The 16,143-nt window shown below is 69.3% G+C and carries 15 protein-coding genes and 1 pseudogene; 9 read left to right on the top strand and 7 right to left on the bottom strand.

The genetic code is table 11. The annotated features are described in order from the left end of the window. The 3 genes and pseudogenes from ACHFFZ_RS02035 to ACHFFZ_RS02025 form a co-directional block, all read right to left on the bottom strand. Positions 1-488, bottom strand: a pseudogene (locus tag ACHFFZ_RS02035) (hypothetical protein); the annotation flags it as partial. A gap of 76 nt (positions 489-564) precedes the next feature. After that, the gene (locus ACHFFZ_RS02030) at positions 565-1,014 is read right to left on the bottom strand and encodes a sigma factor (RefSeq protein ID WP_394274998.1); all 450 of its coding nucleotides are present in this window, start codon (positions 1,012-1,014) and stop codon (positions 565-567) included. 191 nt (positions 1,015-1,205) lie between these two features. Then, the gene (locus tag ACHFFZ_RS02025; RefSeq protein ID WP_394274997.1) at positions 1,206-1,778 is read right to left on the bottom strand and encodes a mismatch-specific DNA-glycosylase; all 573 of its coding nucleotides are present in this window, start codon (positions 1,776-1,778) and stop codon (positions 1,206-1,208) included. 97 nt (positions 1,779-1,875) lie between these two features. On the opposite strand from ACHFFZ_RS02025, the gene ACHFFZ_RS02020 reads away from it, so the two are divergent. The 4 genes from ACHFFZ_RS02020 (at position 1,876) to ACHFFZ_RS02005 (ending at position 4,668) form a co-directional block, all read left to right on the top strand. Continuing rightward, the gene (locus tag ACHFFZ_RS02020; RefSeq protein WP_394274996.1) at positions 1,876-2,517 is read left to right on the top strand and encodes a biotin transporter BioY; all 642 of its coding nucleotides are present in this window, start codon (positions 1,876-1,878) and stop codon (positions 2,515-2,517) included. Continuing rightward, positions 2,514-3,215 (top strand): energy-coupling factor ABC transporter ATP-binding protein, encoded by a 702-nt coding sequence (locus tag ACHFFZ_RS02015; protein ID WP_394274995.1) that lies wholly within the window; start codon positions 2,514-2,516, stop codon positions 3,213-3,215. The genes ACHFFZ_RS02020 and ACHFFZ_RS02015 overlap by 4 nt, the downstream gene beginning before the upstream one ends. Then, entirely contained in the window at positions 3,212-3,832 is a 621-nt protein-coding gene (locus ACHFFZ_RS02010; protein ID WP_394274994.1) for an energy-coupling factor transporter transmembrane component T family protein, read from the top strand. Before ACHFFZ_RS02015 ends, ACHFFZ_RS02010 begins: the two co-directional genes overlap by 4 nt. A gap of 113 nt (positions 3,833-3,945) precedes the next feature. After that, a complete protein-coding gene (locus ACHFFZ_RS02005; protein WP_394274993.1) occupies positions 3,946-4,668 on the top strand; it encodes an AIM24 family protein in 723 nt (240 codons plus the stop codon). A 119-nt stretch (positions 4,669-4,787) separates the two neighbouring features. On the opposite strand, the gene argF is transcribed toward ACHFFZ_RS02005, so the two are convergent. Further along, positions 4,788-5,783, bottom strand: a complete 996-nt coding sequence (argF, locus tag ACHFFZ_RS02000) for an ornithine carbamoyltransferase (RefSeq protein ID WP_394274992.1) — start codon at positions 5,781-5,783, stop codon at positions 4,788-4,790. Between the two features lie 73 nt (positions 5,784-5,856). Between argF and ACHFFZ_RS01995 the strand changes: the two genes are divergently transcribed. The 4 genes from ACHFFZ_RS01995 to ACHFFZ_RS01980 all read left to right on the top strand — a co-directional run bounded on the left by ACHFFZ_RS01995 (position 5,857) and on the right by ACHFFZ_RS01980 (position 11,582). Further along, positions 5,857-6,327 (top strand): low molecular weight protein-tyrosine-phosphatase, encoded by a 471-nt coding sequence (locus ACHFFZ_RS01995; RefSeq protein ID WP_394274991.1) that lies wholly within the window; start codon positions 5,857-5,859, stop codon positions 6,325-6,327. 174 nt (positions 6,328-6,501) lie between these two features. Then, on the top strand, positions 6,502-8,442 hold the full coding sequence (locus tag ACHFFZ_RS01990) for a hypothetical protein (RefSeq protein WP_394274990.1): 1,941 nt from the start codon (positions 6,502-6,504) through the stop codon (positions 8,440-8,442). Positions 8,443-8,535: 93 nt separating this feature from the next. After that, positions 8,536-10,377 carry a hypothetical protein gene (locus ACHFFZ_RS01985; protein ID WP_394274989.1) on the top strand — a complete coding sequence of 614 codons (1,842 nt, stop codon included), beginning with the start codon at positions 8,536-8,538 and terminating at the stop codon, positions 10,375-10,377. Beyond that, the gene (locus tag ACHFFZ_RS01980; protein WP_394274988.1) at positions 10,374-11,582 is read left to right on the top strand and encodes an MFS transporter; all 1,209 of its coding nucleotides are present in this window, start codon (positions 10,374-10,376) and stop codon (positions 11,580-11,582) included. The genes ACHFFZ_RS01985 and ACHFFZ_RS01980 overlap by 4 nt, the downstream gene beginning before the upstream one ends. A gap of 94 nt (positions 11,583-11,676) precedes the next feature. On the opposite strand, the gene ACHFFZ_RS01975 is transcribed toward ACHFFZ_RS01980, so the two are convergent. Then, complete coding sequence (locus tag ACHFFZ_RS01975; protein WP_394274987.1) at positions 11,677-12,510, bottom strand: alpha/beta fold hydrolase; 834 nt, start codon at positions 12,508-12,510, stop codon at positions 11,677-11,679. A gap of 25 nt (positions 12,511-12,535) precedes the next feature. Continuing rightward, positions 12,536-13,258: a 3-carboxyethylcatechol 2,3-dioxygenase gene (locus ACHFFZ_RS01970; protein ID WP_394274999.1), complete on the bottom strand. Its 723-nt coding sequence runs from the start codon at positions 13,256-13,258 to the stop codon at positions 12,536-12,538. 1,305 nt (positions 13,259-14,563) lie between these two features. Between ACHFFZ_RS01970 and ACHFFZ_RS01965 the strand changes: the two genes are divergently transcribed. After that, a complete protein-coding gene (locus tag ACHFFZ_RS01965; protein ID WP_394274986.1) occupies positions 14,564-15,130 on the top strand; it encodes a hypothetical protein in 567 nt (188 codons plus the stop codon). Here ACHFFZ_RS01965 and ACHFFZ_RS01960 read toward each other — a convergent pair. Beyond that, entirely contained in the window at positions 15,109-15,528 is a 420-nt protein-coding gene (locus ACHFFZ_RS01960) for a hypothetical protein (protein WP_394274985.1), read from the bottom strand. The two genes, ACHFFZ_RS01965 and ACHFFZ_RS01960, sit on opposite strands and share 22 nt — an antisense overlap. Between the last annotated feature and the right edge of the window lie 615 nt (positions 15,529-16,143).

The following is a 16,143-nucleotide window of genomic DNA, read 5'->3' as shown; positions in this document are numbered from 1 at the left end:
GTGCCTGAGGCCCCGGTCCCAGGCCGGTCCGGGGCGGCGCCTGTGGTCCCGGCCGTCGGACGGGTCGAGGCGACGCCGGCGCCCGTCGGGGTGGGCGCGGTGGTGCTGGGCCGTGCGGTGGCCGTCGGGCGGGGACGCTCGATGGTGCTGGGGGAGGCGCTCGGACTGGCGGTGGCCGCCCGCGACGGGGTGGCGCTGGGGGTCGTGCTGGACGGCACCGCCATCGGGCCGGCCGGGTCGGGGACGGCATCGCTGGTGCAGTCCAGCCACAGGTAACGCGAGCCGCCGATCAGCACCACGACCGCGGCGGCCGCCAGCCATCGGGTGCGTGGCGGCACCGAACCCACAGCGCGTTCGGTGCGGCTCCTGGGGCCCTCGTAGGCGACGGGCTCGTCGGCCATCTCGTCGCCGTAGCGGGCGAAGGCCTCACGGAACAGTGCCTCCTCGACGGCGAAGTCGGCGTCGAGCTGGTCGTCGTGGCGATTCATCCTGCCTCCTGCGACCGTGTGGCCTCGATCATCGTGCGTAGTCGAGCCAGGGCTCTGTGGACATGGGAATGCGCCGTCAACTCCGGGATCTCCAGGATGCGGGCGATGTCGGAGAAGAGCAGTCCTCCTTGAAGCGCAGGACCACCGCGGCACGTTGCTGCGGCGACAGGTTCTCACACAGCTGCCAGGCCATGTCGGCCTCGTCGTGCGCCGCGGTGAAGTCGGGCACCGGCGGTTGCATGGCCCCGGGATCCTCGACGGGCACCAGGCGACGGCCCGACTTGCGCCCGTTGCTCACCCAGACATTGACGATGATGCGCCCGAGATAGGCTTCAGCCGCATCGGCGTCCTCGAACCGCGACCAGCGGGGGTAGAGCCCCACCAGCGCATCCTGGAGGGCGTCCTTGGCGTCCTCCCTGTGACGGGTCACCATCCACGCGAAGGACAGCAGCGCCGGTCCGCGCAGGCCGAGCCATTCGTCGAAGCCCAGCCCGGTCTCGGGCAGCGCCTGGAGGGTGGCCGTCATGCCCTCACCACGCGCCTCGGGTGCCTTTCGTTGCACCTCGTCGTGAATGCTTGCCTGGCCATGACTGCTCGAACGGCGACGACGGGCCCGTCGCCCGCCCCACCTGGCCCCAGGCTGCAGTTGCGGCATGGTCACAGTCTCCCCGCTGGGGGGTCCACCTGGGCCCCGTGCGACCAGACCTGGGGCGTTCCTCAGTTGGTCGTTGGTATCCCCGCCGCCGTGGCCGCCTCGGCATAGGCGCGGGCCAGCGAGTCAATCGTCTCGTGCGCATTGAGCCCCGACGGGTTGGGCAGCACGAACAGCCGGGCGCCGGCCAGTTGCTCGGGCTGCTCCCCCAGCACCGCCTTCGGGCGGGAGAAGGCCTGGCGGTAGGCGGTGACGCCGAGTACCGCCACCACGGCCGGGCCGCACTCGGCGACCACGCGCTCCAGACGGCGGGCACCCTGGCGGAGTTCCTGGCGGGTCAGCTCGTCGGCGCGCACGGTGGCGCGCGCCACCAGGTTGGTGTTGCCGATGCCCAGCCGGTGCAGTTCGGCCAGGTCCTCGTCGCGATAGCCCTCGGAGGCGTCGAAGGGGTGGCTGATGATCCCGGCGCGGGCCAGCGCCGGGTAGTAACGGTTGCCCGGACGGGCGAAGTGGGCGCCGGTGGCGGCCGTCCACGGCGACGGGTTGATGCCCACCACCAGCAGCCGCAGTGGCTCGGGCAACAGGTCCGGGACCTCGTGGTTGCGGAAGGACTCGAGCTGCTCGCGGGTGGGTCGCATGCCCCGAGCCTGCCACGCCACGGGCCTCGTGGGCCGGTGCCGTCGGGCAGGCGCTATTGTGAGCCCGTCATTGAACACCGTTCAACAGGAGTCTTCCGTGAAGCGCAGCAATCCCATGACCGACCTGGCGCTCATCGCCGTCTTCGCCGCCCTCATCGCGGCCGTGACCGTGTGGATGCCCGGCATCAGCGTCGCGGGCAGCTCCGTGCCGATCACCCTGCAGACGCTGGCCATCGGCCTGGCAGCCATGGTGCTCGGCCCGTGGCGCGCCGCGCTGGCCACCCTGCTCTACGTCGTGGTCGGCCTGGCCGGCATCCCGGTCTTCGCCGGCGGCTCGGCCGGCCTCGGCGTGCTCGCCCGGCCCTCGGCCGGCTTCATCATCGCCTTCCCGATCTACGCCTTCGTCTGCGGCCTGCTCTCCTACGCGGTCCTGCGCCGGGGCATGGGCCGTGGCAAGGGCCTGGCCGGTGCCACCGTCGGCCTGGTGCTGTGCGGCCTGCTGTGCAGTGCGCTGATCACCCACCCGCTGGGCATCCTCGGCATGTCCTACAACGGCGACATCCCGCTGGGCAGGGCCTTCACCTTCGACATGGCCTACTGGCCCGGCGACGTGCTCAAGACCATCCTGGCCGCCGTCATCGCCGTCGCCGTGCACAAGGCCTTCCCGATGCTGGCCCTCGGCCAGGCCACGCACGACGCCACCCGCACCGAGACCACCGGCGGTGCCACCGCCCGATGATCCAGTTCGAGCACGTCGTCGTCGAGGTCCCGGTCTGGGGCGAGGGCGGCCAGCAGCACAAGCGGCTGCTCGACGACATCAGCCTGGAGCTGCCCGAACGGCGCATCGCCGTGCTGGGCGCCAACGGCTCGGGCAAGTCGACCCTGCTGCGCCTGCTCAACGGGCTCGTCGAGGCCACCTCGGGGCGAGTCCTGGTCGACGGTCTCGACCCGGCCCGCGAGGCCAAACAGGTGCGCCAGCACGTCGGCTTCGTCTTCACCGACCCACTCAGCCAGCTCGTGATGAGCACGCCCGCCGACGACCTCGAACTGAGCCTGCGCAAGACCATCAAGGACCGCAGGGCACGCCGCGCCCGCGCCGTCGAGATCCTCGAGTCGCGCGGCCTGGGCCAGGTGGCCGACCAGTCCATCTACGACCTGTCGGGCGGTGAGCGCCAGCTGGTCAGCATGGCCACCGTGCTGGCGGTCGAGCCCACCGTCGTCGTGGCCGACGAACCCACCACCCTGCTCGACCTGCGCAACCGGATGCAGGTGACCCGCGCCCTGATGGGCCTGGACCAGCAGCTGGTCGTCGCCACCCACGACCTGGAACTGGCCGCCCGCGCCGACCGCGCCATCGTCGTCGAGGCCGGACGGATCGTGCACGACGGACCGGCCGCCGGTGCCGTCGACTACTACCGGCAGCTGATGGACGCATGAGGCCCCAGGACCAGCTCTTCGGGCAATACCTGCCCGGCCGCTCCGTGATCCACCGCCTGCCGGTGGGGCTGAAGTATGCGCTGCTCTTCGCCGGCACCCTGCCCTCGCTGCTGCTGCGCGAGTGGTGGCTGGCCGCGGCCCTGGTGGCCGTTGCGGTGGTGCTGCTGCTCGCCACCCGGCTGCCGGCCCGCCTCACCTTGCGGCTGGGCACCGGGCTGCTGGTCCTGGTCGCCTTCCTGGTGGGCTACCACGTCCTGTTCGGCGAGGGACTGGCCACCGGCGTGATGATCTCGGCCAACCTGGTGGGCTGCATCTACCTCAGCCGGATGCTCACCTTCACCACCCCCGCGCCGGTGCTGGTCGACGCCCTGGTGGGCGCCACCCGGCCGCTGGGACGCCTGGGCTTCCCCTCGGAACGCTTCGGCCTGGCCGTCGCCCTGATGCTGCGCTCCCTGCCCTACCTGGTGGGGCTGTTCGACGAGGTGCGCAATTCCGCCCGGGCCCGCGGCCTGGAGCGCAACTGGTTCGCCATGGTCACCCCGGGCGTCGTCGGGGCCGTCGCCTATGCCCAGCGCACCGGGGACGCCCTGGTGGCCCGCGGGCTGGGCGACGACTGAGGCCGGGCCCGCACCGGACTTTCCCCTGAGCCGGCCCTCGCGAGGACCCGCCAGCCCCTACTGTCGAGACACCAGACCGGCGCACCCCTGCGCCACGACGAAGAGGTGGAGCAATGCCCCTGTACGGACCGCTGTTCGACGACTACGCCGAGAAGAACTCCGACCACCAGTTCAGCCTGCAGAACAAGAAGCTGCTCAAGGTGAACATGGCGCAGGGCCCTGTCTGGGCCCGCACCGGCTCGATGGTGGCCTACCAGGGCCAGATCTCCTTCACCAACCGCGGCTCCGGCGGCATCGGGAAGTTTCTCAAGCAGGCCGCCACCGGTGAGGGCGTCCAGCTGATGGAGGCCAGCGGTTCGGGCGAACTCTTCCTGGCCGACGAGGCCGCCGACATCCAGTTGCTCTACCTGGACAACGACGTCATCAGCGTCAACGGAGGTAATGTGCTGGCCTTCAGCCAGTCGATCCAGTGGGACGTGCGCCGCATCCAGGCCCGCGGCGCAGCGATGACCGGCGGGCTCTACAACGTGGAGCTGCGCGGCACCGGCTTCGTCGCCATCACCACCAAGGGCGAGCCGGTGGCCCTCGACGTCGCCCAGGCACCCACCTTCGCCGATGCGCAGGCCGTGGTGCTGTGGACCGGCGGCGTGCAGATGGACATCAAGGTGGACACCGGCGGTGTGAAGTCGATGCTGCGCGGCGGCACCGGCGAGATGCTGCAGATGGCCTTCCGCGGCCAGGGCCACGTCGTCGTGCAGCCGTGCGAGAACGTCGTCGCCACGCCCAATGGCGGTGGCGGCGGTGCCGGCAGTGCGCTCGGCGGCCTGTTCGACTGACGCCCCAGGCCCTCACGACGTGATCTCGGAAGATCTGGTCCCCCCAGCGGACCAGATCTTCCGAGATCTTCTGTGTGGCCCTCGACAAGCTCGGGGAGCGTGGGTGACAGCCGAGCCGCTCACCCGGCCAGCGTGGCCACCATCACGGCCTTGATGGTGTGCATCCGGTTGCCGGCCTGGTCGAAGACCACCGAGGCCGGCCCCTCGAAGACCTCGTCGGTGACCTCCAGCGCGTCCATCCCAGTGGCCTGGAAGATCTCCTCCCCCACCGTGGTGAAGCGGTCATGGAAGGCCGGCAGGCAGTGCATGAACTTCACCTCGGGATTGCCGGCTGCCTCCAGCACCGCGTCATTGACCTGGTAGTCCCTGAGCACCTCGATGCGCTGGTTCCAGACCTCCTTGGACTCCCCCATCGAGACCCACACGTCGGTGGAGATGAAGTCGCATCCCTGCACGCCGGCGGCGACGTCCTCGGTGACGGTGATCCGGGCGCCGGTCTGTCGGGCGATGCCCTGGGCGATGTCGACCACCCACCGCTCCGGCTGGTACTCCACCGGGGCAACGATGCGCACGTCCATCCCCACCAGCGCGCCGGAGACCAGGATCGAGTTGCCGGTGTTGTAGCGGGCATCACCCAGGTAGGCATGGGTCACCTGGTCCAGCGGCTTCGAGCCGTGCTCCAGCATCGTGAGCTGGTCAGCGAGCATCTGGGTGGGGTGCCACTCATTGGTCAGCCCGTTCCACACCGGCACCCCTGCGTACTTGGCCAGCAACTCGACGCCGTGGGTTGCGTGGCCGCGGTACTCGATGCCGTCGAACATCTGGCCCAGCACCCGGGCGGTGTCGGCCATCGACTCCTTGTGCCCGATCTGCGAGCCCACCGGGTCCAGGAAGGTGGTGTGTGCGCCCTGGTCGAAGGCGGCCACCTCGAAGGCGCAACGGGTACGGGTGGAGGTCTTCTCGAAGATGAGTGCGATGTTGCGCCCGGCCAGGCGCTTTCGCTCGCGCCCCTCGCGCTTCTCGGTCTTCAGCTCGGCGGCCAGCTCGAGCAGCCCCAGCCACTCCTGCGGCGTGAAGTCGGCCTCCTTGATGAAGCTTCTGCCCTTGAGATCCATCGGTCGTCTCCTCCAGTGCGGCGAGACACCATCCTTTCAGCCCCGACGCCACCCGCATGGCAGTCTTGATTTCATGGAACACACCCCACACGTCGTCATGGTCTGCCTCGGCAACATCTGCCGCTCCCCGATCGCCGAGCGGGTCGCCCGCCGCCTGGCCGAGGAGCAGGGCCTGGACGTGCGCATCACCTCGGCCGGTGTGAGCGACGAGGAGCAGGGCAACCCGATCGACCCGCGCGCCGTCGAGGTGCTCGCCGAGGCTGGCTACCGGACCGATGGCCACCGGGCGCACCAGGTCACCGCCGAGGAGATCCGCGAGGCCGACCTGGTGGTGGCGGCAGAGCAGCACCACGTCGACCGCATGCTGCGCCTGGTCCCGGGGGCGACGAATCTGCGGCTGTTCAGCGACTACGACCCTGAGGCGGCCGATGGCGAGGGCCTGCCCGACCCGTGGTACGGCGGCATGGACGGTTTCCACCAGACGCTGGCGGCGATCGAGCGCAGCGTCCCGGGCATCCTCGACGAGCTGACCGGGCGCCGCTGAGGCTTGTCCCGGCCAGCAGGACACAGGTCACCACACGAGGCCTTGCCCACCAAGAGTCTCCTGGCACTGTGCTCTTCCAGGAGCCCCGGATGCGACGGTGGGCGCCCTCATGCCCGATGATGACTGCTCGTGCCCGACTGTTCGTGGCACCGCACAATCCATCGGGGGAAAGACGTGTCAACCGCAGATTCTGTCCACAGTCCGGCCCGCCGGGCCGCTGACACCGCCGACACCGGCGACGCCGCGCCGCGCCGCAGCACCGGCCAGGTACAGGGCAGCTCCACCGCCCGCGCCCTCCAGGTGCTGGGCCTGGGCTCCCTGGCGCTCAGCCTGAGTACCGAGACCATCCCGCTGGTGCTGGAATTCCTGGCCGCCAGCCCCGGCGCCGCGCTGGGCACGGCCCTGCTGCTGGCCTCCCAGCTCTACACCGCCGTCGCGCTCTTCCTTCCACGCCACCACCTGGCCAGCGCCTGGGCGATGCTGGCCCTCCTGCTGGGCGGCATCGCGCTCATGGCGCGCCAGGCCGGCACCTTCGACCTCGCCGACTACCTGCTGCCCGGCTACTGGGCCTTCCCGATCGTCGCCCTGGCGATGCGGTCGGCCCGGCACCGCGACCACCTCGTCTTCGCCGGCGTGGCTGCCGTCGCCATGATGCTGGTGCAGCACGCCTATGTCGGCACCTCCACTTGGGAGGACCTCGCCGACCACCTGTGGATCCTGCAACCCATCGCCCTGGTGCTGCTCTTCGGCAATGCCATCATCGCCATCGACGAAGCCCGCGAGGATGCCGTTGCCCGCAGCCTGACCGCCCGCGCCGCCAAGTCGGAGGCCGAGGACCAGGAGCAGGGACGCGTCGAGGCCCGCCGCCTGCTCGACGAGCAGGTGCTGCCCGCACTGGAGCAGGTGGCCGCCGGCGGTTCGACCCGACGCACCGTCGACATCTGCCGCGATGCCCGCAGCGCCGTCCAGGACGCCACCGGTCGGCGCCGCACCACCCGCGTGGAGGACCTGCTGGCCACCATCCCCGCACTCGTCCGGGCGGGGGTGGTCGTCGACGGCGCCACCGCCCCCGCACCGATGGCCATGGCCCTGGCCATGGGGGAGGCCACCCGAGAACTGCTCGCCGACGAGCTCGCCCGCGGTGGGTCGAAGGCCCGCATCCGCGTCGAGGAGGACGACGACCAGCGCGAGGTGCACATCGTCGACCCCAGGCGTGGCAACCGTCCCCTGGACCGTCTGGGCTGTGACCGTCGCGTCTTCGAGCTGATGGACGGCATCGGCGGCGAAGTCCTCGTCACCCCCGGGGCCGAGGGCGAGGTGCTGCTGCGCTGGCCCCGCCAGGAAAGCACCAGCCGCGGCGCCGCCTGGCGCGAGGCCCCCGACCAGTTGGTGCGCAGCCGCCTGACCCGCACGGCCTGGCCGATGCTGGCCACCAGCTTCTTCATGACCCTGCTGGCCGCCGGCCAGGTGGAGCGTCCCGGCCTCGGCCTGGCCGTGGGCCTGGCCACCCTGGCGATCGGCGTGGTGGCAGCCGTCGTGCTGCGCCGCCGCGCCCTGCGGCCGTGGGCGCTGGGCTTGATCTTCGTGGTGGCCGTCGTCGCCTGGTTCGTCAATTTGTCGCTGGTGCCCACCTCCCCGGAGATCGACTATCCGCTGTGGATGGCCTGGACCGCCTCGGCGCTGATCCACCTGGTGGTGCTGTCCGGCCGACTGCGCACCGGCGCCGTGCTGACCCTGCTGTGGGCCGTCATCCAGGTGGTCTCGCTGGCCGTGCACTTCGGTGACTGGCTGGAGCCCTGGTGGCACTCCTTCGTCATCATGACCGGTGCCGGCGACGTGTTCATCACGCTGATGGTGCTGTGGGTGGCGCGTTCCTCGGCGGCCCAGGAGGCGGAGGCCACCGAGATTGCCAGCCGGCTGCGCGCCGCCGCCACCCGCCTGCAGATGAACGCCAGCCTGTCGCGCCACTGGGAGCCGCTGGTCAGCGCCGAGGCGCTTCCCCTGGTCGACCGGGTGGCCAGTGGCAGTGTCGACGCCGACGACCCGGCCGTGGTCGGGCAGGCCCGCGAGCTGGCCGGGGCCCTGCGCACCGGACGCCCGGAGGCCCGTCGCTGACCCGACCTGCCAAAGCCCTGCCGCGACGAGCCCCTCACGGGAGCTTCGTCGCGACAGGGAGCGCCGACCGGCGAGGCTGACTAGTCTGGGTCCATGACCTTGTACCTCGTGGGTGGCGGCCCCGCCGATTCCCTTGCCAGCGTCCACGACCAGTTCGTCGCCCAGGCGAAGAAGCGCGGCACGCGCATCGCCGTCGCGCTGCTGGGCACCGAGCAGGAGGCCGGGCACCACCTGGCCGACCTCGCCGAGCCGATCCGGCAGCGCTGGCCCGAGGCCCAGATCGAGCCCGTCTGGCTGGACGACGAGCCGGAGCCGTCGAGCAACCAGACCCGCTGGCCCGAGGCGCCGCTGGAGCTCGCCGGGATCGTGGTAGGCGGCGGACTGACCCCCGGCTATCTCGACGCCCTGCTGCCGCAGCGCGAGCTGATCGCGAAGCTGGTGCGCCAGGGGGTCCCCTACCTGGGCTTCTCGGCCGGGGCCGCGATCGTCGCCAAGCGCGCCGTGGTGGGCGGCTGGCGCTTCCGCGGCCGCCAAGTGGCTCCCGAGGTGTGGAGCGAGGGCGCCGAGGAGCTGCAGCTGCGCGACGGCCTGGGCCTGGTGGGGCTGGGCATCGACGTGCACGGTGACGTCTGTGGCCTGGAGCGTGGCCTGGCCGCGCTGGAGAAGGGTGAGCTGACCAGTCTGGTGGCCATCGACGAGGGCACCTGCCTGGTGGTCGATCCGGTCAGCGGCCGCACCACGGTGGAGGGCAGCCAGCGCATCCACTGGCTCAGCCGCGAGCAGGGCGTCACCGCGGTGCGCCACGAGTCGAGTGCCGCCGAGGTGGAGCGCCATGCCGGCTACCTGGAGGCCGAGAAGGCCGCCGCCGAGGCGGAGGAACAGGCCCGGCGCGAGGCCGCGCAGAAGGCCGCCGCCGAGAAGGCCGAGCGGGAGCGTGCCGAGGCCGAGGCCCGCGAGGCCCGCCGCGCCGCCAAGGCCGCCGAGATGGAACGGATCAGGGCCGAGCAGGCGCAGCAGGTGGAGGCCGAGCAGGCCCGGCTGGCCGAGCGCCAGGCAGAGCGTGATGCCGCCGAGGCCGCCGAACGGGAGCGGGTCGCTGCCGAGAAGGCCGAGCAGGACCGCCAGGCGGCCGAAGCCGCCGAGCAGCGACGACTCGAGCGCGAGCGGGCGCGCGAGCAGCGACGCGCCGCCCAGGAACGGAAGGCGGCCGAGCAGGCGGCTGCGGCGGCAGAACAGGCAGGGGCCGCGCCGGTGGAGACGCCCGAACAGGCACCCCAGGCCGAACCCGCACTGGACGAGGCACCCCAGGCCGTCGAGACGCAGCTACCCGAGCCCGAGCCGGTCGAGGAACCCACGCCCGAGGCGCCCGAACCCGTCGAGGCAACCGAAGTCCCCGAAGAGTCCCAGCAGGATGCCGGGGAGCCGCCGGTGATCATGCACACCCAGCCCGTGTTGCCCGGCGAGCCGTCGCCCGTCATCCCGGCAGCACCCGCCGCGGAGCCCGCCACTGACGAGCCGGACACGAGGCCACGCGTCGTGCCCATGGAGAGCTTCACCACAGGAGAGCCTGCAGCACCCCACCCTCAGGAGGAGAGCATGAGCGAACCGCAGCTGGACCCCACGCACGCCGCCACCCCCAGCGCCGAGCCGGCGCCACAGGAGGTGGAGCAGACCGAGCAGCAGCTCGACCAGCTCGACTCCGGCCGCCCGGTTGACGAGCCGGCGCAGGAGCCGGGCACGGCGCAGGCCGTCCCCGTGGAGGAGTACCGGCGCGAGGACTCCTCGGATGCCCAGCCCGAGCAGGAGGGCCTGATCGGCACCTTCGGCGGCCTGCCCTCCGGCCCCGTCGAGGCCACCACCCCTGAGGCGGCCTTCGCCGACGGGATCGGCACCGACGGTGACCCGACACCCGACGAGGACATTCCCGAGGCGTGAGCCCGACCAGCCCCGGCCATCGTCCCGGTGAGACCGGCTACCGTCGCACCACCGTGGCGCTCTTCCTGGCCGGGCTGGTCACCTTCGCGACGATCTACTGCACGCAGCCGCTGCTGCCGCTGATCGGCGCCCACTTCGGCGTCACCCCCGCCAAGACGACCCTGACCGTCTCGGCCACCACCATCACGCTGGGCATCGCCCTGCTCTTCCTGGGGCCCGTCTCCGACGCCATCGGGCGCACCACTGTGATGCTGGCAAGCCTGTTCGCCTCAGCCTTGGTCACCCTGGCCAGCGCCGCGGTCGACCAGTGGGCCGTTCTCCTGCTGCTGCGGGCCGTGCTCGGCGTGTGCGTCGCGGGGCTCCCGGCGGTGGCCGTCGCCTACCTGCGCGAGGAGATGCACCCCTCGGCGGCCGGGCGCGCCACCGGCCTCTACATTGGTGGCACTGCCCTGGGCGGCATGTCGGGGCGGCTCCTCTCGGGCGTGCTGGCCGACCAGTTCGGCTGGCGCTGGTCCATCTCCGGGATCGGCTTGCTGGCCCTGGCCTGTGCCGTGGCGGTGCGGCTGCTGCTGCCCGCCTCCCGCCACTTCGTCGCCCAGCCGCTGGCCCCGGCACGGCTGACGGCCAAGACGCTGCGGCTGCTGCGCGACCCGCTGCAGCTGGCCCTGATGGCGCTGGCCTTCCTGGCCATGGGGGCCTTCGTCGCCTGCTTCAATGTGATGGGCTTCCGGCTCGAGGCGCCGCCCTATTCCCTCTCGGTGGGCGTGGCCGGGCTGGTCTTCGTCGTCTACGCCTTCGGCTCGTGGAGCTCGGCCCGCGCCGGCCGCGCCACCGAGCAGCACGGCCCCCGCCTGGTGGTGCTCGGGGGCCTGGCCCTGCAGCTGCTGGGGATCGCGGCGGTGGCGATGCGTCCGCTGTGGCTGGTGGTGACCGGCCTGGCGCTGATGTCGATCGGCTTCTTCGCCGCCCACGGCGTCGCCTCCGGCTGGGTGGCGGCCCATGCCTCGTCGCAGGGGCTGGGCACCGGCCAGGCCGCCTCGCTGTACCTGTTCGCGTACTACGTGGGCAGCTCCGTGGCGGGGACGGCCGCCGGGTGGGCGTGGAGCGGCTGGGCCTGGCCTGGGGTCACCGTGCTCACCGGCGCGATGGTGGTCCTGGCCGTCCTGGTGACGGCCCTGGCCCCTCGGCAGGGGCTCGCCCGGTAGGGGCCTCGTCCACAAACCACCGTCAGGGCGGCCGTCACTGCAGATGATGCAGTGACGGCCGCCCTCGGTGTTGTTTGTGGACGGACCCCTGGGATCACTTGCCCAGGAAGTGCAGCACCTGCCGGTTGAACTCCTCGGCGTGCTCGATCTGCAGCCAGTGGCCGCAGCGGTTGATCAGCAGCAGCCGCGAGTCGGGGATCAGCGAGGTCAGGCGCAGCGAGTGCTCGAAGGGCACCACCCGGTCGTCGCGGCCGTGGAAGAGAAGCGTCGGGGCGGTGATGGTGCGCACCTTGGCGAAGTCGAGCTCCACGACGGCGCGCTTGCCGGTGCCATCGATGAAGTTCTTGTTGTGCTCGGGATGCGCCGCCACCATCTCGGCGCGGGCCTGCACCAGCTCGTCGGTGGCGAAGGAGCTGTCGAAGGTCATCACCTCCACCAGTTCGCGCATCACCTCAGGGGTCGGGTTGCGGTAGCCCTTCTGCAGCACCTTCAGGCCCTCGGTGAAGCCGGCGGCGCCGAAGAGCGAGGCGCTGCCCGAGCTGGAACCCATCGTGATGAGCTTCTCGACGCGCTCGGGGTGCTCGTAGCCGAAGCGCACCGTGGTGCCGCCACCCATCGAGTTGCCGATCACGGCAGCGGCCTTGTCGACGCCCAGCTCGTCCATCAGGTCGGCCAGGTCGGTGCAGTGGTCGCGCCCGGAATAGGTGACCGGGTCGGACTCGCCCCAGCCGGGCATGTCGACCGCGATCACGCGGAAGTGCTCGGCCAGCACGGGGATGTTCTGGCTGAAGTTGCTCCAGCCGGTGGCGCCGGGGCCCGAGCCGTGCAGCATGAAGACGACCTCGCTGCCCGAGCCGGCCTCGTTGATGTGGATCCGGTGCTTGCTGGTCTGGACGAACTTCGAGGTGGAGTCGTAGGTGATGTCCATGGTGTGTCCTTTCGCGGGGTTCGGCTCAGGCTGACTGGCTGGCAGTCATCACGCCGAAGCCGGCGATGTAGTGCTTGATGTCACGGTAGAAGGAGGTCTCGACGCGGTAGTCGCCGATCGCCCCGAAGGCGCTGAAGGCGCTCACCCAGGTGCGCACCTCGTGCGAGGAGTTGCCGGCATCGCGCACCATCTGCTCGGCGGTCAGCGCGTCCAGGCCGGCCACGTCGTGCTCGGCGCACATCCGCATGAACTCCTTGTCCCATTCGGGGTTGAGGTCGCGGATGGTGGCCCGTCCCTCGACGAAGTCCTTCGCCGAGTCGATCACGCGCTGCTGGCGGGCCTGGCGGGCCTCCGGCGTGGGATTGCGGCCGTCGAGCAGGAACTTGCGCACGTCCTCGCTGGCAGTGGCCCACTGCGGCACGGGCGGGTCGTGCGAGAGCCCGCCCGAGGCGATCAGCAGCACCCGCTCGTCGCAGGTGGCCACCCAGCGGCCGATGGCCTCGCCCGTCTGGCGGATGCGGCGCATCGGCACGCAGGGGCCATCCACGCCGTTGACGAAGACCGGAATGGTCGGGATGGTGTCGATCCCGCCGAAGAGGATCTCCACAGGCTGCACCGCGCCATGATCGAGGCCCATGTAGCGGCTCATGGTCATGTCGACGTCGGCCTCCTGCACGAAGCCGACCAGCTCCTCGGCGCGCTCGGTGGGCACGTCGAGGTCACCGGTGGCGGTGTCATAGTCGCCCAGGCCGAAGCCGTGGCTATGTCAACTTCATCTGGCCCCGGGATAACGGTCCGACTCGGCCCCACCTGGCGCCAGATCAACGGCAGCACAGGGCGTTCGGCAGATGTCTCTGAGAGGCTGGTGGCCCTGAGCGCTGAACCGTCTCTTGTGCCCGAGCAGGCCGTGACCGACTGCAGCGTGTCTGTCCGTTCTGGTGCGACCTGCTGGGCTTCGAGGTGCTCTACGACAGACCCGAGGAGGCTTCGCCTACCTCGCCCTGGGCGGTGCGCACCTCATGCTCGACCAGGCGGGCATCGGCAGGATGTGGAGCACGGCACCCTTCGACCCTCCCTTGGGGCGCGGGATCAGCTTCCCGATCTCCGTGCCCGATGTTGCCGTGCAACTCAGGCAGCTCCACGAGGCGGATTGGCCTTGTCCATGGAGCCGGAAGAGAAGTGGTACCGCATCAGTCCGAGTGAGGCGGCGGGTGTTCGCCAGTTCCTCGTGCAGGACCCCGACGGTTACCTGGTGCGCCTCCAGATGTCGTTGGGACACCGATCGTTGGAGCAGTAGCCCAACGCGGCATAATGGGGCCATGTCGGCGACCACACAGCGGGACTGACCATCGCACTGCGCGGTTGCCGGCAAGAAGAGCACACGAACAGGTGCCACCGTGGGGTCTGCCCGAACACAGGAGTTCCGTGTAACCACACCTCCCGCCCCGGGGCAGTCGACGCAGCTCCCCACCGGGCTTGAACGGGGAGCTTCCAACAGCCGCCCGTCCACAGGAGAAGCCCGACAGCACCTCATAGGTGACGCCGGAGGGCGCCCCAGGGCAACCTTGCTGCCGGATCCGCCGACAGCAGATGAGCGCGATTGCATCAGTGCGTTCGGTGGGGATGCCGCGTTGGTGTGCGTCCTTGGCCTGCCGCAGAAGAGCGTCCTGACCCGGTGGCGACCTGGATCACGATTCGTGATGGACAAGTCCGTAACTGCCCCTACTGCGCTGCCATGAGGTCGACCTCGAGAGCCGCAAGGAGCTGGTGATCAGACTCGGCATGGGGAGTCGGTGAAGTTCTGGCCCCCTGTACCGTCTCGCCTTGATCGAGCTGACCTCGCCCACTTCTGCGGTGAACCCGAGATTGTGTCGGTCGACCAGCCGGCTGTCAATGCCTTGGAGGTCTTCTGCGTTGCTTTGTGTCTGAAAGTCCACGATTTCGCGCGGGGCGTTGACGCACCTACCCCGGGGACCTACCCTGAAGGAAACGCCCTAAATCATATCGCAGAGGAATCTAAATGAGAGACAGATCCGGCTTCTGGAGGAGTCTCGTGTCAGCGGTTGTTTTCGCTTTCGCGCTCGCCGTTGGCATGAACTACGCGAGTTTGTCTCCGGCAATTGCTGGGCCCCCCGTGGGTGATGTCGATATCACCGACGGACAGGCTAATTTCGAGCGTGCGTTCCACACCTTCTTGGTGCCGCGGACTCAGTCGCCAACGAGGAAGTATTTCGACTCGGCGGCGGCAGAGAGAGCGGGTGCTTCTCAGGACATCCTGGATTCAGGAGCCATCTACAATCGCTTGGTTGATGCGAATACTCTTACCACGCCCCCTCTTGGTAAGTCTTCACCCCAAGTGCAACCTCTGAGCTTGCGCCTACCCGTGTGGGGCAACTGGTGTGGTCCGAAGTATGGTTCGGGTACCCCCAAGGACCTGTTGGACCGCGCATGTATGAATCATGACAAGTGCTACGGCAGCAAGGGCTACTTCAATTGCGATTGTGATCGCGCGCTGATCGCTGAAATTAACAGAGACTACAGCCGGATGCATCGGACCGAAAAACTGGCTGCGAATGCAGTGAAGGCTTACTTCTCCGCTCAGATGAAGGTGAAGTGCTGATGTCGAGGGTTGGTCGTGAAGCGTCCCATCCAAATTCCACCAATGAGATTGCCCTGGTTCTCTTCGTCGCTGCGCTCCTCATTACGGTGGCGTCCGCAGTGTATGGGTCCAGAGCTTTTCTCTTGGCGCCCGTAATTGGTCTTGTGAGTTTGGTGCTGGCCGTTGTTGGCAGGAGTTGGGTTTCGGCGATCCTTGGGGCTCTTGAAGTAATAATGCCCTTCATTGCAGTTTATGTTGTCTACGCGCTCAATGCGTGAATTTTGGAAGGAAGTTCCTCTCATGAATCGGGTAGTGGCTCGAGTTTCTGCAATGGGCATCTCCTCGCTGGTTTTATTTTCACTTGCCTCTCCAGCCTTTGCGGACAGTACTGTTTCAACCACCAGCAAGAATGGCTGCACTGGCAGCCTGATGAAGCGAGCGGTGAAAGTCAGAAAAAAGACTTGAGTTATGTGACCATCAACAAATACTACGCGACTATATCGTGCCCGGGTCTTGCCAGTGGGCGTCAGGCGCGAGCGAAAGCCAATTGCTCCTATGCTTTTGATCGTTATACCTCATGGGCTGTCAGGGGGGAGTCTTGGGAGTCCGGAGAATGTGCCGATCATGCAAGGGACGTCAGCCTGGAGTTCCGCTAGCCTCGATCTTTCATGAGGGTTGGTTGGTCGATGGTCCAGCGTTGTTGCCGGTCTCGTGGTCGTGATTTTGGCATGTGGGTGTGACAAGTTCCCGCATGTCGTTGCGGGTGGGCGTCGGTTCCACTGCCGAATGGCTACTGCTGGTCGTCGGGGCGGGTGACGGTTGGGTCAGGGTGGGGTGAGTGCGGAGAGCCTGTTCCAGCCGTCCAGGATGGTTGTGGACCAGGGGCTGGTCTGCTTGAGGTGCAGGATGGTGCGCCTTGCCGTGTGGGCCAAGGTGGCGTTGAAGAGTGAACAGGCGGTGCCGCAGGGTTTTGGGTTCCCATCGCCGCGCAGGGCCTTGGAGGGCGAGCATGGCCATCCAGGCGAGCAGGTCGC

The organism is Luteococcus sp. (assembly GCF_043424415.1).
Lineage (GTDB): Bacteria > Actinomycetota > Actinomycetes > Propionibacteriales > Propionibacteriaceae > Luteococcus.
Note: the sequence above shows the minus strand (reverse complement) of the source record. Positions and strands in the feature narration are given on the sequence as shown.